General features: G+C 63.6%; 22 protein-coding genes and 2 pseudogenes. 7 read left to right on the top strand and 17 right to left on the bottom strand.

Annotation, left to right across the window (positions count from 1 at the left end; genetic code table 11):
• From AC0L3D_RS13685 to oiaX, 4 genes are all read right to left on the bottom strand, one after another.
• A complete protein-coding gene (locus AC0L3D_RS13685; RefSeq protein WP_473626292.1) occupies positions 1 to 654 on the bottom strand; it encodes a 2Fe-2S iron-sulfur cluster-binding protein in 654 nt (217 codons plus the stop codon).
• Positions 655 to 744: 90 nt separating this feature from the next.
• Positions 745 to 1629, bottom strand: coding sequence for a helix-turn-helix domain-containing protein (locus tag AC0L3D_RS13680; RefSeq protein WP_473626293.1), 885 nt, complete (start codon positions 1627 to 1629; stop codon positions 745 to 747).
• Positions 1630 to 1797: 168 nt separating this feature from the next.
• Positions 1798 to 3129 carry a four-carbon acid sugar kinase family protein gene (locus AC0L3D_RS13675; RefSeq protein ID WP_473626294.1) on the bottom strand — a complete coding sequence of 444 codons (1332 nt, stop codon included), beginning with the start codon at positions 3127 to 3129 and terminating at the stop codon, positions 1798 to 1800.
• Between the two features lie 4 nt (positions 3130 to 3133).
• Entirely contained in the window at positions 3134 to 4384 is a 1251-nt protein-coding gene (oiaX, locus tag AC0L3D_RS13670) for a 3-oxo-isoapionate-4-phosphate decarboxylase OiaX (RefSeq protein WP_473644663.1), read from the bottom strand.
• Between the two features lie 141 nt (positions 4385 to 4525).
• On the opposite strand from oiaX, the gene AC0L3D_RS13665 reads away from it, so the two are divergent.
• Positions 4526 to 5239 (top strand): transcriptional regulator NanR, encoded by a 714-nt coding sequence (locus tag AC0L3D_RS13665; protein WP_419696137.1) that lies wholly within the window; start codon positions 4526 to 4528, stop codon positions 5237 to 5239.
• 1 nt (position 5240) lies between these two features.
• Here AC0L3D_RS13665 and apnL read toward each other — a convergent pair.
• From apnL to AC0L3D_RS13635, 6 genes and pseudogenes are all read right to left on the bottom strand, one after another.
• Positions 5241 to 7077, bottom strand: a pseudogene (apnL, locus tag AC0L3D_RS13660) (D-apionate lactonase).
• Complete coding sequence (locus AC0L3D_RS13655; protein WP_473626296.1) at positions 7074 to 8108, bottom strand: Gfo/Idh/MocA family protein; 1035 nt, start codon at positions 8106 to 8108, stop codon at positions 7074 to 7076. The pseudogene apnL and the gene AC0L3D_RS13655 overlap by 4 nt, the downstream one beginning before the upstream one ends.
• 3 nt (positions 8109 to 8111) lie before the next feature.
• Complete coding sequence (locus AC0L3D_RS13650; RefSeq protein WP_023800208.1) at positions 8112 to 9176, bottom strand: ABC transporter permease; 1065 nt, start codon at positions 9174 to 9176, stop codon at positions 8112 to 8114.
• Complete coding sequence (locus AC0L3D_RS13645; RefSeq protein WP_473626297.1) at positions 9169 to 10725, bottom strand: sugar ABC transporter ATP-binding protein; 1557 nt, start codon at positions 10723 to 10725, stop codon at positions 9169 to 9171. The genes AC0L3D_RS13650 and AC0L3D_RS13645 overlap by 8 nt, the downstream gene beginning before the upstream one ends.
• Positions 10722 to 11366, bottom strand: a complete 645-nt coding sequence (locus tag AC0L3D_RS13640; RefSeq protein ID WP_473626298.1) for a DUF2291 family protein — start codon at positions 11364 to 11366, stop codon at positions 10722 to 10724. Before AC0L3D_RS13640 ends, AC0L3D_RS13645 begins: the two co-directional genes overlap by 4 nt.
• A gap of 93 nt (positions 11367 to 11459) precedes the next feature.
• On the bottom strand, positions 11460 to 12401 hold the full coding sequence (locus AC0L3D_RS13635; RefSeq protein ID WP_031255363.1) for a D-ribose ABC transporter substrate-binding protein: 942 nt from the start codon (positions 12399 to 12401) through the stop codon (positions 11460 to 11462).
• A 678-nt stretch (positions 12402 to 13079) separates the two neighbouring features.
• Here AC0L3D_RS13635 and AC0L3D_RS13630 point away from each other — a divergent pair.
• The 3 genes from AC0L3D_RS13630 (at position 13080) to AC0L3D_RS13620 (ending at position 15581) form a co-directional block, all read left to right on the top strand.
• Positions 13080 to 13622, top strand: coding sequence for a polysaccharide biosynthesis/export family protein (locus tag AC0L3D_RS13630; RefSeq protein WP_473644661.1), 543 nt, complete (start codon positions 13080 to 13082; stop codon positions 13620 to 13622).
• Positions 13623 to 13923: 301 nt separating this feature from the next.
• The gene (locus AC0L3D_RS13625; RefSeq protein WP_473626638.1) at positions 13924 to 14760 is read left to right on the top strand and encodes a hypothetical protein; all 837 of its coding nucleotides are present in this window, start codon (positions 13924 to 13926) and stop codon (positions 14758 to 14760) included.
• 62 nt (positions 14761 to 14822) lie between these two features.
• A complete protein-coding gene (locus AC0L3D_RS13620) occupies positions 14823 to 15581 on the top strand; it encodes a hypothetical protein (RefSeq protein ID WP_473626301.1) in 759 nt (252 codons plus the stop codon).
• 52 nt (positions 15582 to 15633) lie between these two features.
• Here the strand turns inward: AC0L3D_RS13620 and AC0L3D_RS13615 are convergent, their stop codons facing one another.
• The 3 genes from AC0L3D_RS13615 to mtnK all read right to left on the bottom strand — a co-directional run bounded on the left by AC0L3D_RS13615 (position 15634) and on the right by mtnK (position 19051).
• Positions 15634 to 16461: a phosphogluconate dehydrogenase C-terminal domain-containing protein gene (locus AC0L3D_RS13615; RefSeq protein ID WP_287119751.1), complete on the bottom strand. Its 828-nt coding sequence runs from the start codon at positions 16459 to 16461 to the stop codon at positions 15634 to 15636.
• 227 nt (positions 16462 to 16688) lie between these two features.
• Entirely contained in the window at positions 16689 to 17783 is a 1095-nt protein-coding gene (gene mtnA / locus AC0L3D_RS13610) for an S-methyl-5-thioribose-1-phosphate isomerase (RefSeq protein WP_473644659.1), read from the bottom strand.
• Complete coding sequence (mtnK, locus tag AC0L3D_RS13605; RefSeq protein ID WP_473508876.1) at positions 17780 to 19051, bottom strand: S-methyl-5-thioribose kinase; 1272 nt, start codon at positions 19049 to 19051, stop codon at positions 17780 to 17782. The genes mtnA and mtnK overlap by 4 nt, the downstream gene beginning before the upstream one ends.
• Positions 19052 to 19186: 135 nt before the next feature.
• On the opposite strand from mtnK, the gene AC0L3D_RS13600 reads away from it, so the two are divergent.
• The 3 genes from AC0L3D_RS13600 (at position 19187) to AC0L3D_RS13590 (ending at position 22885) form a co-directional block, all read left to right on the top strand.
• On the top strand, positions 19187 to 20713 hold the full coding sequence (locus AC0L3D_RS13600) for a sugar ABC transporter ATP-binding protein (protein ID WP_473644657.1): 1527 nt from the start codon (positions 19187 to 19189) through the stop codon (positions 20711 to 20713).
• 34 nt (positions 20714 to 20747) lie between these two features.
• The gene (locus AC0L3D_RS13595; protein WP_287171745.1) at positions 20748 to 21767 is read left to right on the top strand and encodes an ABC transporter permease; all 1020 of its coding nucleotides are present in this window, start codon (positions 20748 to 20750) and stop codon (positions 21765 to 21767) included.
• Between the two features lie 62 nt (positions 21768 to 21829).
• Positions 21830 to 22885 (top strand): substrate-binding domain-containing protein, encoded by a 1056-nt coding sequence (locus AC0L3D_RS13590; RefSeq protein WP_473626304.1) that lies wholly within the window; start codon positions 21830 to 21832, stop codon positions 22883 to 22885.
• Between the two features lie 84 nt (positions 22886 to 22969).
• On the opposite strand, the pseudogene AC0L3D_RS13585 reads toward AC0L3D_RS13590, so the two are convergent.
• The 4 genes and pseudogenes from AC0L3D_RS13585 to AC0L3D_RS13570 form a co-directional block, all read right to left on the bottom strand.
• Positions 22970 to 23231 (bottom strand): annotated as a pseudogene (locus tag AC0L3D_RS13585) (type II toxin-antitoxin system ParD family antitoxin).
• A gap of 104 nt (positions 23232 to 23335) precedes the next feature.
• Entirely contained in the window at positions 23336 to 23608 is a 273-nt protein-coding gene (locus AC0L3D_RS13580) for a type II toxin-antitoxin system RelE/ParE family toxin (RefSeq protein ID WP_023800221.1), read from the bottom strand.
• Between the two features lies 1 nt (position 23609).
• Positions 23610 to 23867: a type II toxin-antitoxin system RelB/DinJ family antitoxin gene (locus AC0L3D_RS13575; RefSeq protein WP_023800222.1), complete on the bottom strand. Its 258-nt coding sequence runs from the start codon at positions 23865 to 23867 to the stop codon at positions 23610 to 23612.
• Between the two features lie 109 nt (positions 23868 to 23976).
• The gene (locus AC0L3D_RS13570) at positions 23977 to 26031 is read right to left on the bottom strand and encodes a bifunctional aldolase/short-chain dehydrogenase (protein WP_473644655.1); all 2055 of its coding nucleotides are present in this window, start codon (positions 26029 to 26031) and stop codon (positions 23977 to 23979) included.
• Positions 26032 to 26111 lie beyond the last annotated feature (80 nt).

Raw genomic sequence — 26111 nt, 5'->3', positions numbered from 1 at the left:
TCACGCCCCCTCTGCCGCGTCGCGGATTGCTGCGACGATGTTCGAATAAGCGGCACAACGGCAGATGTTGCCGCTCATCCGCTCGCGGATCTCGGCATCGGTGAGAGCGACGGAAACCGCAGCCACGTCGGCGCTCGCATGGCTCGGCCAGCCGGCCTTGGCCTCGCCAAGCATAGCGACCGCCGAGCAGATCTGGCCCGGCGTGCAGTAGCCGCACTGGAAGCCGTCGCGGGCGACGAAGGCGGCCTGCACCGGATGCAGCCGGTCGCCCTCGGCCAGACCCTCGACCGTGGTGATCTCGTCGCCTTCATGCATTGCCGCAAGCGTCAGGCAGGAATTGATCCGGCGCCCATCGACCAGCACCGTGCATGCGCCGCACTGGCCGTGGTCGCAGCCTTTCTTCGAGCCGGTGAGGCCGAGATGATTGCGCAGCGCGTCGAGCAGCGTCGTCCGCGGATCGAGTTCGACGGCAAAATCCTTCGCGTTGATCCGCAGGGATATCGGCATCGTCGGCGCAGGCGATGCGGCCGCCGCAACGGCGCCGGCCGGCTCCACGTATACCGGTATACCGGTAGCCAGGAGCACGCCGGTCGCCACGCCGCCCTCCAGAACCGTTCGACGAGTCGGCCCGCTCCTTGTGTCTGTTTTGGCCATGCATGATCTCCCTGTCGCAGTTCTGTCACCCATCGACCTTGGAGGTGGGGAGGCGCGCGGTGGTTTTCTTTCAAGAAACCGGCAGCAATATCAGGATTCCGGAGAAGAATTCACCCGATAGGCCCGAGGCGTCATGCCCCTGAGACGCCGGAATGTCGTGGTGAAGTGGCTCTGGCTTGAAAAGCCGAGCCGAAAGGCAATGCTGCCGATCGACAAGCCCGTTTCGCGCAGCAGTACCTCGGCTCGCCCCACGCGTTCCTCGATCACATAGGCATAGGGTGCAAGCCCGGTCGTCGCCTTGAATCGGCGCGCAAAACTGTCGACGGCCATATCAGCGACGGCTGCCAACTCGCTTAGCGAAATGTCTGCATTCATATGGGCGTCGATGTAAGCCCGAACTCGACCAAGCGCGCGACGGCTGAGACAGCCGTGGCGCACCGACGGGTGTTGCTCCCGGTTCAGGGCGGCCACGCGGAGGCTGACCAGGGCGACCAGATGCTCGATATAGGCAGTGTCCGGCTGGTGGCCGAGTGCCATCTCGTCGCGAAGCGAACTCAGCAGCGTGGCGATCACCACGTCTTTCCTGTTCACCAGGATCGGCAGCTCTCTCAGGCGTTCGCAGCCAGGAAGCCTGATATCGGGATCGATCCACAGGGCTGAGTAGGAGAGGTCTACATCGCGATAGAAGCCGTGCCGCTCGGCGCCTGCGGGGACGAAGGTGAGGGCTCCGGGACGGTCCATTCCGTCGTACAGCGATTTTGCCTCGTGCCGGATAGATGTATGGGAAGTTCCGCCTTCTTCGGTCAGCACGATCAGATGATGAGGGGCTGTCCAGCGCAGTTCCGCCTCGCGGCACGCCCACCGCCGGTTGTCGAAAACGATCGAAGAGCTGGCCCATGACGCGGTTTGCAGGGGCTCCGACTTCTCCTCCTGGCTCCGAACCCGTCCGTCACCAAGCAATGGTCTGAATGACATCGCGGCATCCCGCTGGTTCATTCGCGGAGCCGTGATCCAGCCCCGCTTGAGCGTTTACGCCGCCCCGCCGCTGCGCGTACGGCGCCTTATGTGGGGCAGCTATCGTGTGTTGGTAACCGCGCCGTGTTCAAGAAGTCGTGAGATCAGGCAAATCCAGCGCGCCTGCTGTCAGCCGCCGAGCCCATCGCGGATGGCGCAGAAATAGCGATCGGTACCGACTTGCCCGCCCTTGAGCGCAATCTCCAGTCCGTCGATCGCCTTGACGCGCGAGTGGGCGACGCAAAGCGGCGAGCCCGGCGAGGCGGGCAGCGGCATCCTGACCGTCAGCGCATCGACGCCCATCTGGCCGAGCGCATGGCTTGACGTATCGCCGCCGGCAATGACCACGCGCTGCAATTTCTGTTCGATCGTCAGCTCGCGAAGAAGTTCGCCGAGGCCGCGGCCAAGCTTGTGGCGGGCGCCTTCCTGCCGATCGATTTCGGCGCCCCGGTCGGCTGCGGGACCGAGGGCGGTGTAGAGGACGACGCTGCGACCGGCTTCGAGGCTGGCACGTCCGCTTGCTGCCGCGCGCGCAATCGCATCGCTGGAGGCCTCGGAAACCAGTTCGACAGGGTCCACCGCGACGCCGTCGAAACCGTCCGTCAAAGCATGCCGGATCTGTCGTTCCGTCGTCGGCGAGCAGCTGCCCGAGACCACTGCGATCCGGTCAGCCGCACCCGGCGGCGAAAAACTGGGCTCGGCACGGACGGTCCGGTTGGCGGCCCATTCGGCCAGCAGCGCATATTCGATGCCCGAAGAGCCGACGACGAATGCGCCCGGCCGGCGAACGCGCCATATCTCCTTGCCGGCAAGCGCCTGACTTTCCAGGCTGGCGACATCCAAAAGCACGATGTTGGTGCCATCGGCGAGCAAGCGATCGAACGCTTCCGAGCGCGATGCCGACTGCAGCGTCGCCAAGTCAACCAGCCCCGAGGTGAGGTCCGTCTGGCGCGACAGATGGATCAGCAGGTCGGATTCATCCATTGGCGTGGTCGGGTGTCGGCTCATCACCGGGTGGCGGTCGATACGGAAATATTTGTCGCGGTAAGCAGCAAACAGATGGCCGAAGGCGGTGTAGCGCTTGAGCTGCGGCGCGCCGACCACCAGCGGCACGTTGTCCTGGCTAAAAACCGAGCGGCCGATCTCGATAGCCCGGCCGATGCTGCCGATCGCCGGGCTGGAATCGAAGGTCGAGCAGACCTTGTAGTGGCAGATCTCGGCGTTCAGGGTCTTCAGCCAGGCGAAGGCGCGGTTGAGGTGCATGTCCATCCACTGCGGCGTCTCGCTTCGGCTGGTGCCGGCCAGGCCGATGGCACGGCAATGCCCGAACTGCGAAAGCATGGCCTCGTCCGGCTGACGCATGAACAGCACGGTCGGCACGCCGCCGAGCTCGAGCGCCTCCATGACGTCGGTCGAGCCGGTGAGATCATCGCCATAATAGCTCAGAAGCAGGCTTTGCATGGCGTCAGGCCGCTTTGCCGTCGCCGAATTTCTCGATCGACCGCGCCAGTTCCGGGTGGCTCAGGGCGAAGTCCGCCAACGGTATGCCATCGACGGCCGCTTGCCAGGCTTGCTGCACGGCGCGTACGCCGGCGCCCGGTCCGTCAGGATGGCTGACGATGCCGCCGCCGCAGAGATAGAGAAGATCGACCGTTCGGCCGGTTCGCCGGTAGGTTTCGGGGGCTTGTCCACCCCATTGGCCGGAGCCGGCGACCGGCAGCGCGCAATCCTCCGGCGAAAAGATCGGCGTGGTCACCGCCTCGAAGGAACTGATGAAGGACCAGTCCGGCTCCCAGTATTTCGAGGCGATGCCGTTGATCTGGAACTGGTCGACGCCGAGCAGCCGCCAGAACTGCTGCCAGACCTTGAAGTCCATGCCCAGACCGGGGTGGCGGGTGAGGATATCCCAGCCGTTGCGGTGGGCATGGAGCACCAGGCTGGAGCGCATTCTCAGGTAAGCCATGCCGCCGAAGCCGACGGAATTGATGTTGACCACGGCGCAATTGCCGCCGGCCTTCGCCACCAGATCATGGTTGCGCATCATCTCGTCCGGGTCGGCGTGCGAGATGCCAAAGGCATACATCACCTTTTTGCCGGTCTTCTGCTCATGGTCGAGGACGAGCGGCATGATCGCCTTCACCCGTTCCGACAGCGGCGAATAGGCCGGGCTCATCAGCTTCTCGTCGTCCTTGATGAAATCGACGCCGGCGTCGATCAGCTCACCGACCATTTCGGCCGTCTCGTGCGGGCGCAGCCCAAGCGCCGGCTTGACGATCGTTCCGATGATCGGGCGATCCCTGACGCCGGTCAGCCTGCGACTGCCGGCGACACCGAATTGCGGACCCGGATGCGCACCCCGGTATTCCTCCGGCAGCTTCATATCGACGACGCGAATGCCGGACAGGCCCTTGATCGAAAAGGCGCCGCCAATGGCGATGGTCATCAATGCCGAAAGATCGGTGCCGATGGCATCAAGCGGAAATGCGATGTCGACATCCGCCCGCTTGAAGGGCCCGTCGCCGGCTTCGGGAAGGGACGGGCGATCGGCGTCCGGCAGAGGCCGTATCGCCAATACGCGCGCCGCCACCCGGGCCTTGAGCTCCTCGGTCTCGCCGGCCAGCGCGACGAAGGTTCCGGTCGACTGGTCGCTGGCGATCTTGGCCGCCAGCGCCTCGATGCTGCCTGGGGTTTCGATGCGATAGGTGAGGGTGATCATAGTCCGAAAAAAGTTCCCTGATCTTCGAAATCTGGTATAATGAGTACATAAGTATTGCAAGCGATATCCTGCTCGGCCGAGCATTCCGAGATTCGTGATGACGATGCTAAACAGAACCGGTCAAGGGAGTGATTCGCGACGATGAACCGTTCGGAGCCGATCGTCCGGCGCAAACTTTCCGACGAAGTGTTTTTGCGACTGAAGCGCTTGATCACCAGCGGCGAATTGCAGCCGGGCGACGACATGCCGTCGGAGCGCGAGCTGATGGAGCGCTTCGCGGTCGGCAGGCCGGCGATCCGCGAGGCGATGCAGGCGTTGAGCAATATGGGCCTTGTCGCGATCTCGCATGGCGAGCGGGCGAAGGTGCTTCAGCTGACCGCCAAGTCGATCATCAAGCAGGTCGACGGCGCCGCCAAGATCATCCTGTCGTCGTCGAAGGACACGCTGGAGCACCTCAAGAATGCGCGCATCTTCTTCGAACGCGGCATGGTCAGGGAAGCCGCCGAAAAGGCCACCGCCGAGGACGTGCAGCGGTTGCGGGCAACCGTTGCCGAACAGCGGAGCTTTCGCGGCGATTCCGAAGCCTTCATATCCGCCGATATGAAGTTTCATACCCAGATCGCGGCGATATCCGGCAACCCGATCTATGTCGCAGTCAGCGAAGCGATGCTTGGCTGGCTGAAGGAGTATCACACCGAGATGCTGATCTGGACCGGCAAGGAAAATTTTACGCTGACCGAGCACGAAGAGATCATCGGCCGCATCGAGCAGAAGGATGCGGACGGCGCCGAGAAGGCGATGATCAAGCACCTCGAGCGCTCGCGCGCGCTCTATGTGATGAATTCCGGCAGCTGATTCACCCGATCCGGGTGATCGCGTAAGGCGTCATCACAAGGCGGCCTCGTTCGAACCCGAAAATATCAACCGTCACTTCGCTCGCCGTCAGGTTCGCCAGCCACATGATGGTCTGGCCCGCGGCAGAACGGCCGGCCAGCGTGAGCACCCGCGTCTCATCGCTCGTCCTCGCCGCCACTTGTCTGAAGCCGGCCAGTTCGCAAAGCCCCTGCACGGCCTGGAAGATCGGCCGGGGTTCACCTTCGCCGACAGGTTCCCCGGATGCCGCCAGCACGCCGAACGGTCCGCTGAAGCTGGACAGCGTGAGCATCTCCAGCCCGGCCGGCGCGACCCGCGCGCCATAGCCGATCGTCCATGCTGCCGCGAACAGCCCGGCATTGCGCGGATCCCGGTCGGCCATGGCGATGCGCTGATTGTGCGGATTGGCCTTGGTTGCGCCGCCATAGGGGTTCTGCCGCATGGCGATGGTCGATGGGCCGATCCGGTAGGGTTTTGCTCCGAAGATCGCCCGCGCCGATTGGGTGATGAAAGGCAGTGCCTCCAGCGATTGCATGACGCTGAGATCGTCGGCGGCGTGCACGATCGGGCAGGTGCAGTGGCTGACGAAATCGAGCAGATCGGCGGGAACGCGCTTGCGGTTGAGTTCGGTGAAATAGCTGAACATGCCGCCGCCGAGGCGGATGTCGGGAAAGGCGCGGCGCGCCGCGGCATAGACATCTTCAAGCGGCGGACATTCAGGCCATGCGCTGCCCGGCGGCGTCGACTGCCGGTCGACCGAAGGCGAGACGGCAATAGCCGAGAGTTTCAGCCCGGCCTGACGCACCATGCCGGCGACGCCTGAGAGCTCGGCATCGAGATCGCCAACGCAGGAAACGACGCATTCGAGCGTCGTCTCGACCGGGTAGTCTGCGGCGAGCCGGGCAAAGGACTGCAAGGCGTCGAGGCCATGGCCCCGCGTTGGATCGTAATGGAACATCAGCTGCTGCGGGCCGAGCGCGGACAGTGTCGGCAGGTTTGCCAGCGCCGTCTCGACCTCGTCCGGATAGATGATCACGCCGATATCCGGCAGCAGCGGTCCGGTTTCGCCGAGTTCGACTCGGACCGGCTCGGCGGTTGCTGCGGCAGCCGGCACCCTGCCGCCGCCGGTCACACGCAGCCTTCGTCTGGCGCACAGTCTGGCCGGCGGGCAGCATGTAGGGCCAAGGCAGCGCCAGCGGCCGGACATAGGTCTTGTAGGACGCGTCCGACCAATTGCGCTGGTCCTCCATCTCGAACGCATCGCCTTCCATCCGGCATTCCGCGGTGACGCCGGGCCGGACCTCATGCGTGATCGCCCGCAGATCCTTGAAAGGCTGCCAGGGGTCGATCAGCTCAGGAAGTTTCGTTGCGACGACGCTGCCGTCGGTGTGCTCGACAGTGACCGGGCTGCCGGCCAGGCCGGCGATCGGATGCAGGATGCAGAAGCCGCAGCGATTGGTCTCGAAAGCGTTTTCGGGAAGCGCGCTCACGTCGAAAATCAGCTGGCCGTCGGCGGAACCTTTGATCGTCGCGCGAAAGTCGAGCCGGCTTCCTCCCGGCCCGACACAGCTTGCCGAATAGCTGACGAAGAAAGTGTCGGCATCTTGGTCGATAGTCAGGTCCGCAAGCGTCGGCTCGTAAGTGCCCCAGTCGCGATCCCTGACGATATAGGCTATGGCGCGCAGCACTTCGATGCCGCCATGGCGGATGGTGCGCAGATTGCCGTTGACGAAGTCGGCGCTGAGTGCGCCGGCGCGCAGCCTGACCGGCTCGGCCTCGACCGCGCGCGTGCCATAGAGGAGGAAGGCGTCGGCGGTCATCTCAGCAGCGTGTCGATCTGCACCGGCTCACGGCTCGCAGCACTCGCATAGGCGGCCTCGACAAGCGCCAAGGTCTTGAGATTGTCGGCGCCCGAGGTTGCCGGCTCGGTTTTGCTCGCCAAGCAAGCGACCCAGTGCTTTTGGATGGCGACGACGCTTTCCTGGATGTTGTGCCACGGCCGCGATGCCCAGGGCAGCAGCGGCGGCGAGACGTCGCTGACCGCCGTTCCGTTCCTGCCGGTGACGGTGAGCCGGTAATCCTGCTCGAGCCGGATCGTGCCGTCGCTGCCGTCGATCTCGACCAGCGTCTGCGGAAACGGCTCGATGGCGAGCTTGGTCGCATAGCTGCAGTCGACCACGGACGTTGCACCGCTCTTGTGGTCCATCAGCATGGTAGCGACGTCCTCGCCGGCAATGTTGGGGTTGATGCGAGCGGTTCGGGTCGTGATCGTCGAAACGTCGCCCAGCAGGAAGCGGGCTATGTCGAGACTGTGGATGCCGAGGTCTTCGATGATGAAGCGCTTTCCCGTCGCCAGATAGGGCTGCCCGGAAAACACATCATAGGCCGAGCGGAACGAGATCCGGCCGAAGAAGGGCGTGCCGATGTCGCCGCTGTCGAGCACGGCGCGCACCGCCTGGATAGGCGACTGCCAGCGAAAATTCTCATGCACCATCAACGCCACGCCGGCATCGCTGCATGCCTTCACCATGGCCTTGGCGTCGGCAAGCGACGGCGCGAATGGTTTTTGGCAGATCGCCGGAACGCGGTTCTGTGCAGCCATCTCGACAAGCGAACGATGGCTCGGCGCGGTGGTGGCGATATCGACGAAATCCAGGCTTTCGCCGGCAAACAGTGCCGCCGCGTCTGTGTAGCGTCGCTCAATGCCGAACTGGTCGCCGACCACCTTGAGCCGTTCCGGGTCGCGGTCGCAGATGGCGACGATCGAGGCGCTGTCGATGTCGCGCCAGGCATGCATCTGGTTGACGGCAAAGAAGCCGCAGCCGATCAGCGCTCCTCGCAGTTCCGCCACGGGTCAGCCCGCCTTTGCCATCTGCATCAGCGTCACCCGGCTCTGCAGCCGGCGCTGCGCCTGGTCGACGACGACGGCGACGATGATGACCAGGCCCTTGATCACCATCTGCCAGAACGAGCTCACCCCCATCATCACCAGCCCGTCGGAAAGGATGCCGATGACGAAGGCGCCGACGATGGTGCCGCCGATCGTGCCGCGGCCACCCGACATCGAGGTGCCGCCGAGCACCGCCGCGGCGATGGCGTTGAGCTCGAAGCTTTCGCCGGTCGCCGGATGCGAGGCCATCAGTTCGGACGAGATGATCAGCCCGACGACCGCCGCGCAGAAGCCGGAGAACATGTAGACGAACATCTTCACCATATTGACCCTGACGCCCGAAATCCGCGCCGCCCGTTCGTTGCCGCCGACGGCGAAGATGTGGCGGCCGAGCGGGGTGTATTTGGCCAGATAGGCCGCCCCAACTGCTACGACGACAAGAATCCATATCGAGACCGGCAGGCCGAGCAGCCGGCCGGCGCCGAGGAAGCCGAACCCCGTCGTGCCCAGATCGGGCTTGCCGACGAGGTTCGGAAAGGTGCGGCCATCCGACGACAGCAGCGCCAGGCCGCGTGCGACATAGAGCACGCCGAGCGTGGCGATGAACGGCGCGACATTCAGCCTGGTGATCAGCAATCCGTTGACGGCGCCGATCAATATACCGACCGCCAGCGTGATCAGTGCGATCTCGAAGACGTTGAAATAGATCGTGTAGCCGACCTGCAGGTCGATGCCGTTGAGCACGAGATAGCCGGCGACCATGCCGCACAGGCCGACAATCGAGCCGACCGAGAGGTCGATGCCGCCGGTGATGATGACGAAGGTCATGCCCATGGCGAGGAAGGCGTTCAGCGCGACGTGCTTCGACATCAGGATCAGGTTGGCGGCCGACAGGAAATTCGGCGCCGCGATCGAGAAGAAGATCAGGACGGCGATCAACGCAATGAACGTCCTCGCCTTCATCAGCGTCAGCAGCACGGAGCCGCTCGAGGCGGAGGCAACCGAAGCCTTGGCCGGGATGTCAGTCATGGGCGTGGCTCTCCAAGTGCGGGACCGGCCCGTGGCCAAGCGCCGATGCGGCGACAAGTGCCGCCTCCGTCGCCTCGGCGCGATCGAACATGCCGGTCAGTTTTCCATTGCTCATCACCGCGATGCGGTCGGACAGCGCCATCACCTCGTCGAGATCGGAGGTGGCGAACAGAATGCCCAGCCCGTCGCGGGACAGTTTGCGCATGGTGCGAAAGACGTCGGCCTTGGCGCCGACATCGATGCCGCGGCTTGGTTCGTCCATCAACAGCACCTTCGGTCCGGTGAGCAGCGCCTTACCGATCACCACCTTCTGCTGGTTGCCGCCCGACAGCGACGAGACCTCCTGCGCCGGATCGGCGACCTTGATCGCCAGTTCCCGCACCATCTGCGTCACCGCCTGGTTTTCCTTGGCGCCGCTGATATGGAACAGGCGCACAAACCGCGACAGGCTGGCCAGCGTCAGATTGCTGGCGACCGAGAGGATCGACACCAGACCTTCGCGCTGGCGGTCCTCGGGGATCAGCGCCAGCCCGCGTCGGATGCGCCGCGTGGTGTCGCGTTCTCTGACCTTCTTGCCGGCTATGAAAATCGTTCCGGTGGCATGGCCGTGGCGCCCCATGATGCAGTCGAACAGCTCGCTGCGACCGGCGCCCATCAGGCCGTATATGCCGAGGATCTCGCCGGCACGCAGCGACAGCGAGACATGATCGACCGCAAGCCCGCCGGTCACGCGCGGCAGGCAGATGTCCTCGGCGCGGAAGATCTCATCGCCCGGAACATGGCCGTCGGCCTTGGCGAAGTCCTTGGCGTCGGAGCCGATCATCTGCCGCACGATCCATTGCGTGTCGACGTTTTTCATCTTCTCCTGGCCGGTGATGCGGCCGTCGCGCAGCACGGTGATGTAGTCGCCGATGCGGATCAGTTCCTCGAGTCGGTGCGAGATGTAGACGATCGCCACGCCGCGCGCCTTGAGGTCGGCGATCACCTTGAACAGAATCTCGACTTCCGCCGCACTCAGCGCCGAGGTCGGTTCGTCCATGATCAGGATGCGCGCATCGAGCGAAACCGCCTTGGCGATCTCGACCAGTTGCTGCTGGCCGATGCGCAAATCCTCGACCAGCATGTCCGGCCGGATGCCGGCTTGCAGGCGCTCGAGAAATTCCGCCGCGCGGCGCTCCTGTTCCCGGCTGTCGATCTTGCGGAACCGGTTGGTGATCTCGCGGGTGGCGAAAATATTCTCGGCCACCGTCAGGTTGCCGAACAGGTTCAACTCCTGGAACACCATGCCGATGCCGCGGTTCACCGCGTCGCCGGATGAGGAGAAGGAGACCTCTTCGCCCTCCAGGAGGATGCGGCCGAGCGTCGGCTGTTCGACGCCGGCGATGATCTTCATCAGCGTCGATTTGCCGGCGCCGTTTTCGCCGACCAGCACGTTGACCGCGCCCTTGCGCACTTCGAAATTCGCGCGCTTGACCGCGACTGTCCCCGAATAGACCTTGGAGACGTCTTCCAGCTTCAGGATGACATCATGATCGCCGGCGGCAGTCATGGCTTCGGCCCCACCTCTGCCTCCGCCGGGGTCACCAGCGGCAAGTCCTGGCCGCTGCCCATGACATAAGCGCCGACAACCCTGGCGCTGCGGCCCTCCAGCGCTTCGCGCGGCAGCTTCGAGAGCACCGTCTTGTCGGCATGGATGTTGAACGCCTTGCCGAACTGGGCGAAGTCGATCTGATTGGTGAAATCGTTGAACTGGATGAAGTCGAGGCTGTCGCGCAGCGCGGTGCCACGCATCGCGGGTCCGATCTGCACCCGTGCATCCGCCTTGCCGTCACCGTCGGCATCGACATCCATGGTTGCCGCGCGTGACTGTGTGTTCGCCGCAACAATCTTGCCTTGGAGGCGAACCGCGAAGGTCCACGGCGAATTCGCCTGCTTCTTCGGATTGCCATACTTGGCGCCGGCAGCCGCAGGATCGGCTTTCGCCAGGGCGTGAACCTCGGGAAACGATCCGGCCTTCTGCTGGAGATAGGGCAGCATTTTGGCAGCCCAGATATCGCCGACCATCTTGTCCGCATTGAAGGCCGGTGCATTGCCGCCATCTTCCGCGGACGGTGTCGGCAGGATCTTGCAGGCAGTCAGGCTGATGCCAAATATCGCGGCAACGGTCGCCCAAGTCAGCTTGTTCAACATGTCGGCTTGTTCGGCATGGCGGTCAGGGCACCCGGGAAATGGAAGCAAGGGACGAGCCGGAAGCTCGTCCCTTGCGATTGATGTCACACCGGCTCAGTTGGTCAGCGCGAAGGTTTCCAGCTTGGCGGCATTGTCGCCATTGATCAGGACGCAGTCCATCAGCTGCTTTTCCTCGGCCGGAGACTTCTTGTTCTTGATGAAGTCGTTGGCCTGCTCGACCGCCATCTGCGCCTGCGCATAGGCCGGTTGCAGGACCGTGGCCTTGATGCCGCCAGAGGCGATCGAGTCGCGCACGTCATTCGATCCGTCGAAGCCGACGACGATGACGTCCTTGCGGCCGGCGGCGGCAAGGGCGGCATGGGCGCCCATCGCCATCGTATCGTTGCCGGAGATCACGCCCTTGATGTCCGGGTTGGCCTGGAGGATCGATTCCATCTTGGCATAGGCCTCGGTCTGGCTCCAGTTGGCCGATTGCTGCGCCACCATCTTCAGGTCCGGATAGTCGTCGATGACGTCGTGATAGCCCTTGGAGCGGATGCCGGCATTGGTGTCGGATTCCTTGCCGACCAGCTCGACGTAATTGCCTTTCTCGCCCATCAGCTTGACGAACTCCTGCGCGCCAAGCTGGGCGCCCTGGTAGTTGTTGGAGACGATCTGCGCGACGGCGACGCCGGTGGCGTTGATCTCGCGATCGATCAGGAACGACGGAACGCCCGCGTCCTTGGCCTTCTGCACGGCGGCGACCGAGGCGTCGGCGCCGGCATTGTCGAGGATGATCGCCTTGGCGCCGCGGCCGATCGCCGTGTCGATCAGCTCGGACTGCTTGTTGGCGTCGTCGTCATGGACTAGCACCAGCGTTTCATAGCCGAGTTCCTTGGCCTTGGCTTCCGCGCCGACGGCTTCTGCCTTGAAGAATGGGTTGTCGTGCGAGGGCGTGATGATGGCAATGAGATCCGCCGCATAGGCGGGTGCCGCAGTGCCCAGCGCCAGCATGCCGGCAAAAGCCGCAAATGTCATTCTGCGAGTGAGTTTCATGATTTCCTCCCATTTGAAAAAGCCTGTGCTTCCGCGGCCCAGGCTGAAATGCATTCCAGTTTGTCAGGCGGATCGCGTCCGGTGTCGCGGATCGGGTCATTTGCCGGCTCACCCGGGCGGATCATCCGGCTCGGTTCCGTCTTCAGCCTGCCCCTCCACCTGCCGCCTGCCGAATATTCAGCCCGGCCTCGGCTGGCCAAAGCCAATCCAACAGCTAAGCCAACTGGTATAATGAGTCAACCACAAATTCAGATGATATGTATCTGATGAGCAGCAAGCGCCACCGGAGAGTCATCCCACCAAGAGCGATACTTCGTTCCCTACGATGCGCCTGCATCTGGCCAGGTCGGAGAACCACCACCTTAAGGAGTATGATACGCGGGTGAGGGCGCAATAATTTAAGTAAGGAGTAGACACTCCTAAGCCTTATTCGGTGCTCAGCGGGTACGAGCAGGCTTTGCTAGTGTCGCGTCGTGGTTGTGGAATTTCTCCCTACCCCAGCCTGCGCACTGTTTTTCTAATGAAATCCGTTCGCGGCAAGGGTCGCGTTGCCGGTGAGGTTCAGCTATGTCTTTTGTGCAGCGTTTCAGGCCGCCATCCTGCAGCCCCGCGCCAAGCTTTGCTGACCGACGGCATTCAGCTTCATTGCGTGGCATGCGCGGCAGGAGCTGCAGCGCCATGCTGTGCCTCATTTCGTTGTGTATCATCCTGCTGCTGGGATCTGCGGCACACGGTCGGCCGAAGGCTGACGACAGACTTGCTCCGCGAGACACGATCGAACTGCACGTTTGGCAGTGGACTGCCTTGCGCGACGGCGTTCTGGAAGCGTTGCAGCTCAACCATAGTTTCATCATCGACTCGACTGGCACGCTTGACCTTCCCTTGATCGGCAGCATTGCCGCCGCAGGTCTGCGTGAGGAGGAGCTGGCAAAGCTGATTTCCGATCGCTTGCAAGCCAGGAGCGGCCGTCAGGAACGGGCTGACATAACCGTCAAACTGATACAAAGTTCGCCTTCGGACCTCACAGCTTCGGTGGAGGTCAAACAAGAAGCGCCCGAACCGCCGGCTGACGCAGCCAGCGACGGCTCTTCGGCCGTGGCTTCGCAACGCGCCAGTGTCGAGAACGGCCAGGCCGAGGCGCAAGGGCGTGCACGGTTCCCACACATCTCGGCAGCCTGCTGCGGAGCAGCAGCAAACTCTGCAAGGGGCATTGCTGAATAAGCTAGCCGCCGCTCGCATGGAAATTGCGGCAGCGCGCGCGGAAGCACTTGCGGCTCGCCAGACTGGTCGCAACGATGCCGCGCGACACAATCAGAACCTTGCGACGGCGCGTCAACGGGCTGACGCCTTGGTGCGGGAACTCGATGCGATGCGGACTGACCGCGGTACGCTGGAACAAAAGCTCTTTGCGGCGCTAAGGGAAGTCGACGCGCTCAGGAAGAGCGTGCAGCCGGCTCGCGGTGACCCGGCTCGCGCTGACCATGACGGCCGCGATTTGGCGGCGGCGCGAGCCGAACTGGCCGTGATGCAGCGCGGCGCCCGCGATGCCAGTGCGCAGGCGCGTGCGGTAGCCGACATGATGGCTGAACAAGCACAGGCGCTAAAACAGCAGCGGCGATGGGCCGAAGAGCTCGCGCTCGATCTGGAAGTGGCGCAAAGCCAAGTGAAAGGCTTGAAGGCCAAAGCCACTCTCGCCGATCACGAGAAGGCCGCTATGCTTGAAGCGCGTCACTCCATGGCGGCCTCTGTGGCAGAGGCGCAGCGAGCGCTGGATGAGGAGCGGCACAAGGCTGAGCGCTTCGAACGCGAACTCACCGCGGCGCGCCAGACCATCGACGCGCTTAAGACAAGCGCGGATCTGGCTGCGGCTGCGCGCACCGACGCCATCAGGGAACGACAGGTGGCCGAGGCGGCTTTGAAGCGAGCTGGCGACGCACTCGAAGTGGAGCGCGAACGGGCAGATTCAGCTGCTCGTGATCGCGACAGCGCCCGGCGGGAACGCGACGCGGCAAGGCAGGAAGCGAGCCGCGTCTCGATGGAGCTGAGCGTGGCGTTGGAGCAGGAGCGCAACAAGGCCATCGGCCTGGCCCGCGAGCTCAGCGCCGCTCGAAAGGCGGTTGACGTTGAAAAGGCCCGGGAAGAGCGTCGCAGCGAGCGTATCAACCGCGTTCCGAAAGCGCGTGCCGTCGCAACTTCGCGTGCAGATGTGTCCGTGCGCTCGCGACCAGCCCGTCAATCGGGGTTGCGGGAAAACCACAAAGTGAAGGCCAAAAAACCATCGCGACCTATTCTGGTGGCGACCATCGCGCTTCCCGACGCGTTGCTCCCGACGCGACCGCCGAAGCTCGGCGCTCCCTAGCGAGGGGTGATCGTGAAGGGCATTTCCGTGGGCCGAATACATGCCGCAGGAGGAATATGGTGATGAACAAATACGTCGCAGCCGCATTGACCGTCGCGATCGCAATTTGCCCTGCCTCGGCTCTTGAGGCGGGGCTTGGCGGCAAACTTGGCGGTGTCGGGGTCGGTGCTGGCCTTAGCGCCGGCCCGAAAGGCGCCTCGGTGGCGGGCGGCTCGAGCGTCGATGGAGTAGGGGGAGCAAGCCTTGGCGGATCGCTCGGCGCGGGCAAGGGATCGTTCGGTGCCGGACTTGGCGTCAGCGGCAACCTCGGCGGCGCAAGCGGCGGCCTGTCAACAGGTGTCGGGGTGGGCGACCGTTCGTCCGCATCGGGCACCGCCCCAGGAGGTAAGCCAGGCAACCCGGCGCTGGGCGCTGGGCAAGCCGCGAGCAGCAATGCCGGCATCACGCCAGCCACCACCAAGGCCAAGGCTGCGAGTCAATTCGCCATCCTGCCCCGCAAGCTCAGGCCTTCCGGAACTGGTCGCAACGCGTCGGCGCGGATCACCTATGGCTATCCGTTTATGGCGCCACTGAAAGCCAAACCCGGTATCCCACCAGCTGTGGTGCGCGCCTGCCGCACGGCGATCGCGTCGGCCGCGACGCCGCTTGGCGCCGTGCTTGTTCACGCGGTAAGCGCGGGCCCGTTGCAGCAACGTCGGGGCGCGCTCACGGCGCCGATCGAGGTGCGCATACACTATGCAAGACAAGGCGGCGTCGAGGTTCGGCAGGCGCGAGTCGGCTGTCGCCTCGATGAGGCGGGCAGGGTCACCGCGGTGACATAGGACGCGCCTGTACCTTCTTCTACGAGAGGAGAAGGAAAGGCGGCTTCCGCCTTCAGGTGATGCGCTGGATGCTCGCTGCAATCTCTTCCGGCTCGAAGACCCGCTTCCAGTCGTCGCGCATCAGCACCGGCTTGCCGAACTCGATTGCCTTGTTGCAGGCGTCGGAGAACACGCCCTTGGTCTCGCCGAAGATGACGGCGCCGAGCACATTCATGTGGCCAAGCAGGAAGTCGAGCGCGGCCTGCTGGTCGACTCCGCGCGCGACGACCTCGTCGACCGCTTCCTTCATCACGACCAGCAGCGAAGCGCAGACGGTCTCCGAAAGGCCCGGCTCGAGCAGCGCCATCTGGTCGACCGTGACTCGATGCGACCGCATCACCGGTGCCCAGATGATCTTGGCGATCGCTTCGCCCTTGGCGAAATCCTCCTCCGGTCCCTGCATCAGCGCGCTGACCATATGCTGCTTGGCCTTGACGCCGCCGAAATAGTCCTTCTTGGCCGCCATGTCGGTCTCGTCGTTGAAGATAGGCGGATGGCAGGGATGGGTGACGAAATAGGTCAGGTCCGGCCGCTTCGGCAAATGACCGGCGAAAGGCGCTGCGGCGTCGAGCACGACCACCATGGTGCCGGACGCAAGCTTGCCCTCGATGCTGGCCGCGACCTTGCCGATATGGGTGTCGGGAACCGCCAGGATAACCACCTCGGCGCCGTTCAGGGCTTCATCGGCGCTGACCGCGTCGATGCCCAGCCCGGTCTTTAGCCGCTCGCGGCCGGCGTCGCTGACCTCGACATGGCGTAGGATGTAAGGAGAGCCGCGAAAATTGGTCGACAGGCGGTAACCCATTTTGCCGCCGGCACCAAACAGCGCAATCGTTGTCATCCAGCCGTGCTCCTGATCTCCAACGATGGCCCTGCCGATCGTCACCTTAGTAACTGGTATAATCACACTACCATGGCTTGGCAACCCGTTTGGGACGAACGCGTTCACGAGAGCCAATTCCGTAGTCCCGCGCCGTCGGCTGCGCTAGCTGGTGGCGGCCCGGCGAGCCGTCAGTCTTGATGTTTAGGGTCCGCTGCCAACCGTTTCAGCAGTATTCGGGAGCAGGATTATCCCCGTCCGGGAAACATCGCCTTCAAGCCCTCCCGCGAAGCCCTGGCGACGCCGCGTTCGGTGATCAATCCGGTGACCAGTCGCGCCGGCGTCACGTCGAAGGCCGGGTTTGCCGCGGGCGTCGTCTCCGGCGAGATGCGGACCTGCGCAATCTCGCCACTCGCGGTCTTGCCCCAGACCAGTGAGACCTCGTCGCTGGAACGCTGTTCGATCGGGATTTCGGCCAGCCCGTCACCCACCGTCCAGTCGATGGTTGGCGACGGCAGCGCGACATAGAACGGCACGTCGTTGTCGGCGGCGGCCAGCGCCTTCAGATAGGTGCCGATCTTGTTGCAGACATCGCCGTCGGCGGTGGTGCGGTCGGTGCCGACGATGACCATGTCGATCTGGCCGCGCTGCATCAGATGGCCGCCGGCATTGTCGACGATCAGCGTATGCGGCACGCCGTGGCCGGCCATCTCCCATGCGGTCAACTGGGCGCCCTGGTTGCGCGGGCGGGTTTCATCGACATAGACATGAACGGGAATGCTGGCTTCCGTTGCCAGATAGATCGGCGCCGTGGCGGTGCCGTAGTCGACGGTGGCCAGCCAGCCGGCATTGCAGTGGGTCAGGATGTTGACCGGCTCGCCCGGTTTTTTTCGCGCTGCGATTTCCCTGATGATTTCAAGCCCGTTGACGCCGATGGCGCGGTTGAGGCCGACATCCTCGTCGGCGATTTCGCCTGCGCGCCGGTAAGCCGCCTCGGCGCGCTGTCCAGATGGAAGCGGCCGCAAGAAATTGCGCATCTCATCGAGCGCCCAGCGCAGATTGATCGCGGTCGGGCGGGTTTCGTGCAAGACCTCCCAGACGCCGTCGAGTGCCGCATCGGATGGGTCGTCGGCCATCTGCATGGCGACGCCATAGGCCGCGGTGACGCCGATCAGCGGCGCGCCGCGCACCCACATGTCGCGGATCGCCGTGGCAATGCCGGCAACGGTGCCGACTTTTTCGACGCGGAAATCATGCGGCAGCCAGCGCTGGTCGATGATCTCCACCGAACGGCCGTCGCCGCTCAGCCAGATGGTGCGATAGTGGCGGTCGCCGACGTTCAAATCCTGTTCTCCCGTTCGATCAGTGCGGCCAATTTGTTGACCTCGTCGATGCTGTGGATCTGGCGCCGGTTGACGGCGATGTGACGGCCGAATTTCAGCGCCTTTGCCTCACATGTGGCGCGCAGATCGGCGTCGGCAATGGTCTCGAAATCGGCGTTGTGCGCGAGGCCCAGAATGCGCCTGTGCACCTCGACGCCGGCAAAGCCCAGCATGTCGGTCCACACCTGGTGCAGCATGTGGTCGAGCGCCTGTTCGGCGCCAAGCCTGTCGCCTTGATCCTCGAAGAGGCTCTTCTGGTAGAGCATGCCGGTGCGCTCGGTTCGCCACAGATGCGAGAACTCGCTGCGGAACACCGACCATGTGTCGACCGTGACGTCGAGCAGATAGGCGCGCATGGTGTCGCGCTTCCCGTTCTGCTCGTGGCCACGCTGCGAGAAGAACGCCATCCAGAAATTGGCGAGCAGCATGCCGACGTCGAAGGCGATCGGGCCGTAGAAGGCGAATTCGGGATCGATCATCCGCGTTTCTGTCTCGGTGACCATGATCGAGCCGGAATGCAGGTCGCCGTGCAGCAGCGTCTCTGCATTTGCCGCAAAAATGTGCTTCAGCCGCTGCGCCTCGACCTTGAGGTCGCGGTCGGCGCGCAATTCTGCAACGATGCTGTCGAGCTGCGGGCTCGTATGCCGGTTCATCTTGGCATCGAAATACGGGTCCGAGAACACCAGGTTCTCGGTGATGTCGCAAAGCTCGACATTGTCGGCGAACAGCGCCAGATCGGCCTTGCGATCCCTGGTCGCCATATGCAGGTCGGAGCCGCGAAACAGGGTGCGGGCCATGAACAGGCCGATGTCCCTGGCGATGTTGGGCAGTTGCCGGCCCTCGATCAGCGCCCGCCGCAGGATGATGTGCGGCGACAGGTACTCCATGATGATCAGCGCCTGGCCTTCGTCGAAGTGATGGATCGCCGGCACCGAACCGGGCGCTCTCGCCTGCTGCCGGGTCAGCGCGTGATATTCAAAGAAGGAGCGTTTTAGCGGCAGCGGCCAGCTGTCGCCGACCAGGCGGACATAGGGCAGGGCCTGCTTGACGACGGCCGCACCCTGCGCACCCTCGACGATGAACACCAGGTTCAGATTGCCGTCGCCGACCTCGCGAACCTTCCAGCGGCTCGTGTCCTTGCCGATATGCGAGCACAGCGCCGCGTTGGCGCCGAGGCGTGCCGCCAGTGTTTCGACCGACAGTGCTTCGAACGGCAATTTCCCAGTCATCCTCACCTCCCGTTTACGTGCTCTCATCTTAGTGGAGCCATCACGGTTGGTCCAAGCTAGGAAGCCCTCTGGCAATTGTCAATCGTGTTGACAATTGCCGGAACAGCCCATAGCGTCGTCGCCAGGGAGGAACGAATGGGCAATGATGCCGTGTTCCGCGTGCACGGCCTGAGGAAATCCTTCGGCCCTATCGAGGTGCTTGGCGGCGTCTCGCTCGATTTGCATGCCGGTGAAGTGACCGTGCTGATGGGCGCCAACGGCGCCGGCAAGTCCACCCTGGTCAAGATCATCAGCGGCGTCTACCCGCGCGACGGCGGCACGATGAGCCTTGCCGGCCAAAACTTCGCGCCGCACGACTTCGCGCCAAACACGCCGGCGGCGGCGATCCGCGCCGGCGTCGTCACCGTCCATCAGAACATCAATGACGGTGTCGTCACCGATCTCGACGTCGCCACCAATTTGACGCTCGACAGGCTGAGCGGCAGCGGCGCGCCGACCCTGTTCAATCCGGGCCGGGTGCGCCGCGAGGCAAAGGCGGTTGCCGACCGCATGGGGCTGATGATCGACCTGAAGGCCCGGATCAGCGATCTCTCGCTGGCCGATCGCCAGATGGTGGCGATTGCCCGCGCCATGGCGCATCAGCCGAAGGTGCTGATCCTCGACGAGCCGACCTCGTCCTTGTCCAGCGCCGAGGCCGACCGGCTTTTCGCGCTGCTCGACAGGCTGCGCGAGCAGGGCGTCGCCATCCTCTACATCTCGCACCGCATGTCCGACATCAGGCGGCTTGCCGACCGGATCGTCTCGATGCGCGACGGCGTCGTCTCAGGCGTCTTCGACGGCAAGCCGCTCGATTATGAAGGCGCGGTCAACGCCATGCTCGGCCGCAAGATCCACCTCGAGCGGATCGTCGCCAGGAATTCGGCCAGGCCAGTCCTGACGATCGACGGGTTGCGCATTGCCGAAGGTTCCAGGCCGATCTCGTTGACGCTCGGCGACGGCGAGGTCGTTGCCATCACCGGCCTCGTCGGCGTCGGCAAGACAGCGCTCGCCGAGACGCTGTTTGGCGTCCGCAAGCCGCTGTCCGGCACCATGGTGCTGAACGGCAAAGCCTATGCACCGGGGTCGACAGGCGAGGCGATCGCCGCCGGCGTCTTTCTCGTCGCCAAGGACCGGAGCGAAAACGGGATCGTCGGCGACTTCAACATCCAGGAAAATATCAGCCTGCCGTTCCACAGGCGGATGTCGCGTTTGGGCGTCCTCAAGCGCCGCGTCGAGCGCGCCATCGCCCGCCGGCAAATCCAGGAATTGGGCATCGTCTGCCGCTCGGAGAAGGACGAAATGTCGGCGCTTTCGGGCGGCAACCAGCAGAAGGTGATGGTCGCCCGCTGGATGTCGCAGGCGGCAAGACTGTTCATCCTGGACGAGCCGTTTCAGGGCGTCGACATTTCAGCCAGGCGCGATATCGCGGCCAAGCTGCGGGCGAGCGCCAACGGCCGTGCGACGCTGCTGTTCGTCACCGAGCTCGATGAGGCGCTGGAGACCGCCGACCGCATCCTGGTGATGTCGGAGCAGACAATCGTCGGCGAACATCGCAATGCCGACATCGACCTCGAGCGGCTGCTGGCCGAAGTGGCGGGCGGGCCGCTGCACAGTGCAGCGTGAGGCGGGCAGTAATGGGACGTGGAATGGAGAGGGCATGAGTTCGGGTTGGGTAAGGATGGCAGCCGCGCGCGACCATGCCATCCGCTATGGCTTCATCGTTCTGCTGTTCGGGTTGATCGCCTATTTCGCCATCGCCGCCGATGGCTTCGTCTCGCCGCAGAGCGCCGTCTTCATCTTCCAGTCGGTCGCCATCACCGGCGTGCTGGCGCTCGGCGTCACCGCCACCCTGGTCGTCGGCGGCTTCGACCTGTCGATCGGCTCGGTCGCTACCAGCGCCATGATGGCAGCCGCCTATGTCATGGTGGTGCTGGAGCAGAACGCCATCGTTGCGGTCGTCGCCTGTCTCCTGATCGGCGTCGTCGTCGGCCTCATCAATGGCTGGCTGATCGTCTATATGCGCGTGCCGGATCTGCTGGCGACGCTCGGCATGATGTTCCTGCTCGTCGGCTTGCAGCGCATCCCGACCGAGGGCCGCTCGATCGCCACCGGCATGACGATGCCCGACGGCTCGGTCGCCAACGGCACGTTCGGCCGCGCCTTCCTGGCGCTCGGCCGCCACCGCTTCGATTTCTTCATCCCCAACCTCATCCCGGTTTCGGTCGTCGTCCTGCTCGTGCTTGCGGTGCTGATCTGGTTCTTTCTCGAATACACCCGTTTCGGCCGCATGATGTATGCGGTCGGCAGCAACCAACGGGCTGCCGAGCTCGCCGGCGCGCCTGTCAAGGCATACAAGATCTGGGCCTACGTTATTTCGGGGGTTTTTGCCTCGATCGGCGGCATTTTGCTCGCTGCCCGGCTTGGACGTGGCGATATCGCCTCGGGTAATAATCTCCTGCTCGACGCAGTGGCTGCGGCGCTCATCGGCTACGCGGTTCTTGGCGCCGCCAAGCCGAACGCCTTCGGCACGGCTGTCGGCGCGGTGTTTGTCGGCGTGCTGCTGCAGGGCCTGACGATGATGAACGCGCCCTATTACACGCAGGATTTCATCAAGGGCGTGGTTCTCGTGGTTGCCCTGGTCTTCACCTTCGCCCTTTCCGGCAGGGGCAACAGGTAGGATTTCGACGGATAGGATTTTCGACCGGCTGAAATTTGAATTCAACAAGAGGAGGAGACACCATGAAGATCACAAGAAGACTTTTGACGAAGGCAGCACTCGGGCTTGCCGGTGCTGCGCTGCTGATGCAGGTCCCGGCAATGGCGCAGGACAGGCCGGCGCCGTTCGACAAGCCCGGCGCGGTCAAGATCGCGCTGGTCCGCTATCTCTCGACCGGCGACTTCTTCCAGGCCTATCTGTCCGGCGTCGAAGCGCAGGCCAAGGCGCTTGGCGTTGATCTGCGCGTCCTCGACAGCCGCCAGGACGCCGCCCTTCAGGCGGACATGGTCGACCAGGCCATCGCGCTTGGCGTCCAGGGCATCATCATCCAGCATGGCTTGACGGAATCGATGAAGGACGCCGCCCAGCGCGCGGTCGACGCCGGCATCAAGGTCGTCGCCTTCGACGTCAATGTCGAAAACCCCAAGATACCGCAGATCGAGCAGTCCGACCGCGACCTTGCACGCCTCGCGCTCGAGCAGGCAATCAAGGACAATGGCGAGAGCTGGAAGGCCGGCTACGTCTATGTCGCCGGCATTGCGCCGCTCGACCGCCGCAACGAGACCTGGGTCGAGTTCAAGAAGAAATATCCGGGCATCAACGAGGCGGCGATGTTCGGCACGCTCGACAATCCGATCGCCAATTCCGTCGCCAACCAGGCCCGTTCGGTGCTGTCGGCCAATCCCGACATCAAGGTGATGTTCGCGCCCTATGACGAATTCGCCAAGGGCGTGAAGATCGCCGTCGACGAGGCCGGCCTGTCGCAGGACATCAAGATCTATTCGGCCGACATCTCGACCTCCGACATCGCCGCGATGCGCGAGCCCGACAGCGCCTGGGCGGCAACCGCTGCCACCAACCCGGCCGTCGTCGGCCAGGTTTCGGTGCGCGCGCTGGCTCAGCTTTTGGCCGGCGAAGACCCCGGCCAAAACGTCATCGTGCCGCCGACGCTGATCACCCAGAAGGACCTGATCGACAAGGACATCAAGAACATGGAAGACCTCTCGGCCAAGCTGCCGCAGTTCGCCCATGCCGATGTCGCGATGCCGGCCTGGATGCCGAACCCCAACGCGAAATAGCGTTCCGCAGGCGTAAGGGACGAGCGGCTTTCGGGCCGCTCTTTTCCAGGTCTGAATGCCTGCTTCGTCGGCGTGAGCCGATATCTAGCCACGGGCGCGGCATTCTGCCTTCAGACCGCGTATGAACTCGGCGGGTTCGACGTTCACCGGCTTGCCGCTGGTCATGCCGTCGGCATAGGCTCCGTTTCAAATGTTCCAACTCCAATGCGCGCAATTCCTCGCGCTGTTCCCACAGGCGCAGGGCGTCGCGGACAATCTCGCTGTTAGAGGCATATCCCCCGCCTTCGACAGCGCTTTGCAGGCGGGCAGCCTGCTGCGGGGTGAGGGATATGGTAAGGGTGCGCATGGGTTGGGTTTTCATGCTTAGCCTGCAGTCCAATAGTCCCGCGGTGAGGATGGCAAGTTTCCAGCCCGCAGCGCAAAAAATCCTAAGTTGCGTGCCCGCCTCGGCTACTCATTGAACAGATCGGAATGGGACCCGGTGCGAGCAAGCTGTAGCTCATCGCCGGCGACACGATAGATCAAGAGCCAGTCCGGTTCGATGTGAGCGTCACGATAGCCTTTCCAGTCGCCCTTCAGTGGATGATCCTTATAACTCGCTGGGAGTTCATCGCCGGCGAGCAGGAGGCCCAACAGCTCGCGCAGCTTGCCAAGATCTTTGCCACGCTTCTCGGCACGTTTCACATCACGGCGGAATTGTCCGGATCGAACAGGCGCCAGCACATCAGATTTCCAAGTCCTTGAACAACTCGTCGGCCGAGGCGAAACGCTTGCCCTTGCCCTGCTCCAATTCGAACATGGCCTTTCGAGTGGTTGCGTTCGGCACCTTCACCGGAAAGGGGAACTCCTTGTCGGCGGCGACGCGGACCAGCAGCAGGCGAATGGCGTCGGAAACGGACAATCCCATTGCCGCCAAGGCTTCCGTCGCCTGTGCCTTTGTCGCCGCATCGATCCGAGCGCGGACCACAGTTTCCGTTGCCATATTACTGCTCCTTGAAGAGAGCTACAATGTAGCTACGAAAGACCGAATTCGCAAGCCGTCCGGTCCAGTTCGTACCGTTCGAAAATGTGCGGCTTTTGAGCGACATGCATTACCGCAGCGCCGCCGCGATGTTGCCGCCGTCCACCGTCGTCACATTGGCGGTGGTGCGCTCTGCCAGCGCCTGATGCAGGAAGGCCTGGGCGACGTCTTCGGCCGTCACTTCCTGCCCGAGCAGATTGCCCGCCATATATTCCTTTTCCGAGACCCCGCGGGCGCTCGAACGGCTGGCGATCATCGCGTCGGTCAACAGCCCGGAACGGATGCGGTCGGCGTTGACGGCATTGGAGCGGATGCCGTGGGCGCCGTAGTCGACAGCATATTGCCTGGACAGGAAAAGCGTCGCCGCCTTTGGCATGCCATAGGCGCCGAACTTCGGACCCGGATTGATCGCCTGCTTGGAGGTGTTGAACAAAAGCACGCCGCCGGTGCCCTGCTCGAGCATGATGCGCACTGCGTTCTGCGCCGCCGACTGGTGGGCGAAGAAATTGAGTTCGAAGCTCTTGCGCAAAGTGGCGTCGTCGAGTTCGCCGATCCTGCCTTCCCAAGCCGCACCGGCATTCGAGACGAGGATGTCGAGGCCACCGTAGACGGCAATGGCCTTGTCGAAGGCAGCGCGCATCTGCGCCGGGTCGGTGATGTCGGCGCCGACGCCGATCGAACCGTTGCCAGCTTTTTTTGCCGCCTCCGTCGCCCTCGCCGCGTCGAGATCGACGACGACCGCATGAGCGCCATTGTCGGCGAACAGCTTTGCCGTGGCGGCACCGATCGCGCCGGCACCGCCGGTGACCAGCACAATTTGGCCGGTCAGCGGCTTCGGCTTGTTGGCGGCGAGCTTGGCCTGTTCCAGCGACCAGTATTCGAGCGGAAAAAGGTCGGCCTTGGACAGTGGATGGAAATCGCCGATTGCTTCGGCGCCGCGCACCGCCTCGATCCACATTTCACCGACGTCGGATGCAATCTTCGCATCCTTCAGGGTGCGGCCATGGCCGAACATGCCGAGCCCCGGCACCAGCGTCAGGCGCGGCATCTGGTCGAGCATAGTGCGCTTCACATCGTCGAGCGCGTCGTTGGTCTCGAAGTAGGCGCGATAGTCCCTGGCGAATTTTTCGACATGCTGGCGAATGACGGATTTGTAGTCGCCGATCTTGTCCGCGTCGGGCGCCGGCAACGCCATCGGTCCGGTCTTGATGCGAATCGACAGGTCGGGCGTCGACACACCGCGCCCGGCATAGTCGGCAATGTCAGCCGAATTGATGAAATCGACGATCGCGTCCGAGGTGCGGAAATCGCTGATCATACGGTCGAAGCGGCCTTCGCCGCGCGCCACCGCCACCGCGCCGCGCAGCATCGGCGCAATCTCCGCAGGCTTCGCCAGCCTGGCCGGCAAGGCGGTTTTTTCGCTGCGCGGCTTGCCGTGACTGGCGATGAAATCCTCGGCGAGGTTCACATAATGGATCATCCGGTCGTAAGCCTGCTTGGCATCGTCGCCGAAGGTGAAAATGCCATGCTTGTCGAGGATCAGGCCTTCGACCGTCGGGTCGGCGTCAAAGACATCGGCAGCCGCCTTCGCCAGGTCGAAGCCCGGCATGATGTAGGTCACGAACCCCATCTTGTTGCCGAAGACCTTCTTGCTCAGCGCCTCGCTATCGTCCTGGTCGACAATGGCGAGGATGGCGGTCGAGTGCGTATGGTCGACGAATTTATGCGGCAGGAAGGCGTGCAGCAGTGTCTCGACTGAAGGGTTGGGCGAAGACGGATCGATCAGGTTCACCCGCTGCAGCGCCACCATGTCTTCGTCGGAGAGTTTTTTGAGCGACCGCGCCTTGAGCAGCGCGCCGAGCTTGACCGCCGGCAGGCCCTGCGGCTCGATGATGCCCATGTCCCAGCCGCTGCCCTTGACGCAGAGCACGTCCCATTCGTCGCCGACGAGATCGATGGCCTTTGTCTTGCACGATGTGTTGCCGCCGCCATGCAGGACAAGCCGCGGTTCGCCGCCCAGAAGCCTGGTCGTGTAGACGCGCAGCGCCAGGTCGCGGGCCACACCCTTTGTTGCATAGTCGGCAACCAGCTTCTCCGCGTCGCCGTCATTCCACAGGTTCTTCATGTTCGCTTCGTCCGGTTGTTTTGTTGTGAAACAGGAATGCCGCGACGCCTTGATGACAATGCGTCCGCGGCTTGTGTTCT

The sequence above is a fragment of the Mesorhizobium sp. WSM4837 genome (assembly GCF_055811435.1).
The sequence above is the reverse complement of the archived record's forward strand: the minus strand, read 5'-3'. Positions and strand labels throughout refer to the sequence as shown.

Excerpts from the sequence above, each read along its gene's own strand:
- AC0L3D_RS13685 (WP_473626292.1), bottom strand. The coding sequence starts at position 654 with ATGGCCAAAACAGACACAAGGAGCGGGCCGACTCGTCGAACGGTTCTG.
- AC0L3D_RS13680 (WP_473626293.1), bottom strand. The coding sequence starts at position 1,629 with ATGTCATTCAGACCATTGCTTGGTGACGGACGGGTTCGGAGCCAGGAG.
- AC0L3D_RS13675 (WP_473626294.1), bottom strand. The coding sequence starts at position 3,129 with ATGCAAAGCCTGCTTCTGAGCTATTATGGCGATGATCTCACCGGCTCG.
- oiaX (WP_473644663.1), bottom strand. The coding sequence starts at position 4,384 with ATGATCACCCTCACCTATCGCATCGAAACCCCAGGCAGCATCGAGGCG.
- AC0L3D_RS13665 (WP_419696137.1), top strand. The coding sequence starts at position 4,526 with ATGAACCGTTCGGAGCCGATCGTCCGGCGCAAACTTTCCGACGAAGTG.
- AC0L3D_RS13650 (WP_023800208.1), bottom strand. The coding sequence starts at position 9,176 with ATGACTGACATCCCGGCCAAGGCTTCGGTTGCCTCCGCCTCGAGCGGC.
- AC0L3D_RS13645 (WP_473626297.1), bottom strand. The coding sequence starts at position 10,725 with ATGACTGCCGCCGGCGATCATGATGTCATCCTGAAGCTGGAAGACGTC.
- AC0L3D_RS13640 (WP_473626298.1), bottom strand. The coding sequence starts at position 11,366 with ATGTTGAACAAGCTGACTTGGGCGACCGTTGCCGCGATATTTGGCATC.
- AC0L3D_RS13635 (WP_031255363.1), bottom strand. The coding sequence starts at position 12,401 with ATGAAACTCACTCGCAGAATGACATTTGCGGCTTTTGCCGGCATGCTG.
- AC0L3D_RS13630 (WP_473644661.1), top strand. The coding sequence starts at position 13,080 with ATGCTGTGCCTCATTTCGTTGTGTATCATCCTGCTGCTGGGATCTGCG.
- AC0L3D_RS13620 (WP_473626301.1), top strand. The coding sequence starts at position 14,823 with ATGAACAAATACGTCGCAGCCGCATTGACCGTCGCGATCGCAATTTGC.
- AC0L3D_RS13615 (WP_287119751.1), bottom strand. The coding sequence starts at position 16,461 with ATGACAACGATTGCGCTGTTTGGTGCCGGCGGCAAAATGGGTTACCGC.
- mtnK (WP_473508876.1), bottom strand. The coding sequence starts at position 19,051 with ATGACTGGGAAATTGCCGTTCGAAGCACTGTCGGTCGAAACACTGGCG.
- AC0L3D_RS13600 (WP_473644657.1), top strand. The coding sequence starts at position 19,187 with ATGGGCAATGATGCCGTGTTCCGCGTGCACGGCCTGAGGAAATCCTTC.
- AC0L3D_RS13595 (WP_287171745.1), top strand. The coding sequence starts at position 20,748 with ATGAGTTCGGGTTGGGTAAGGATGGCAGCCGCGCGCGACCATGCCATC.
- AC0L3D_RS13590 (WP_473626304.1), top strand. The coding sequence starts at position 21,830 with ATGAAGATCACAAGAAGACTTTTGACGAAGGCAGCACTCGGGCTTGCC.
- AC0L3D_RS13575 (WP_023800222.1), bottom strand. The coding sequence starts at position 23,867 with ATGGCAACGGAAACTGTGGTCCGCGCTCGGATCGATGCGGCGACAAAG.
- AC0L3D_RS13570 (WP_473644655.1), bottom strand. The coding sequence starts at position 26,031 with ATGAAGAACCTGTGGAATGACGGCGACGCGGAGAAGCTGGTTGCCGAC.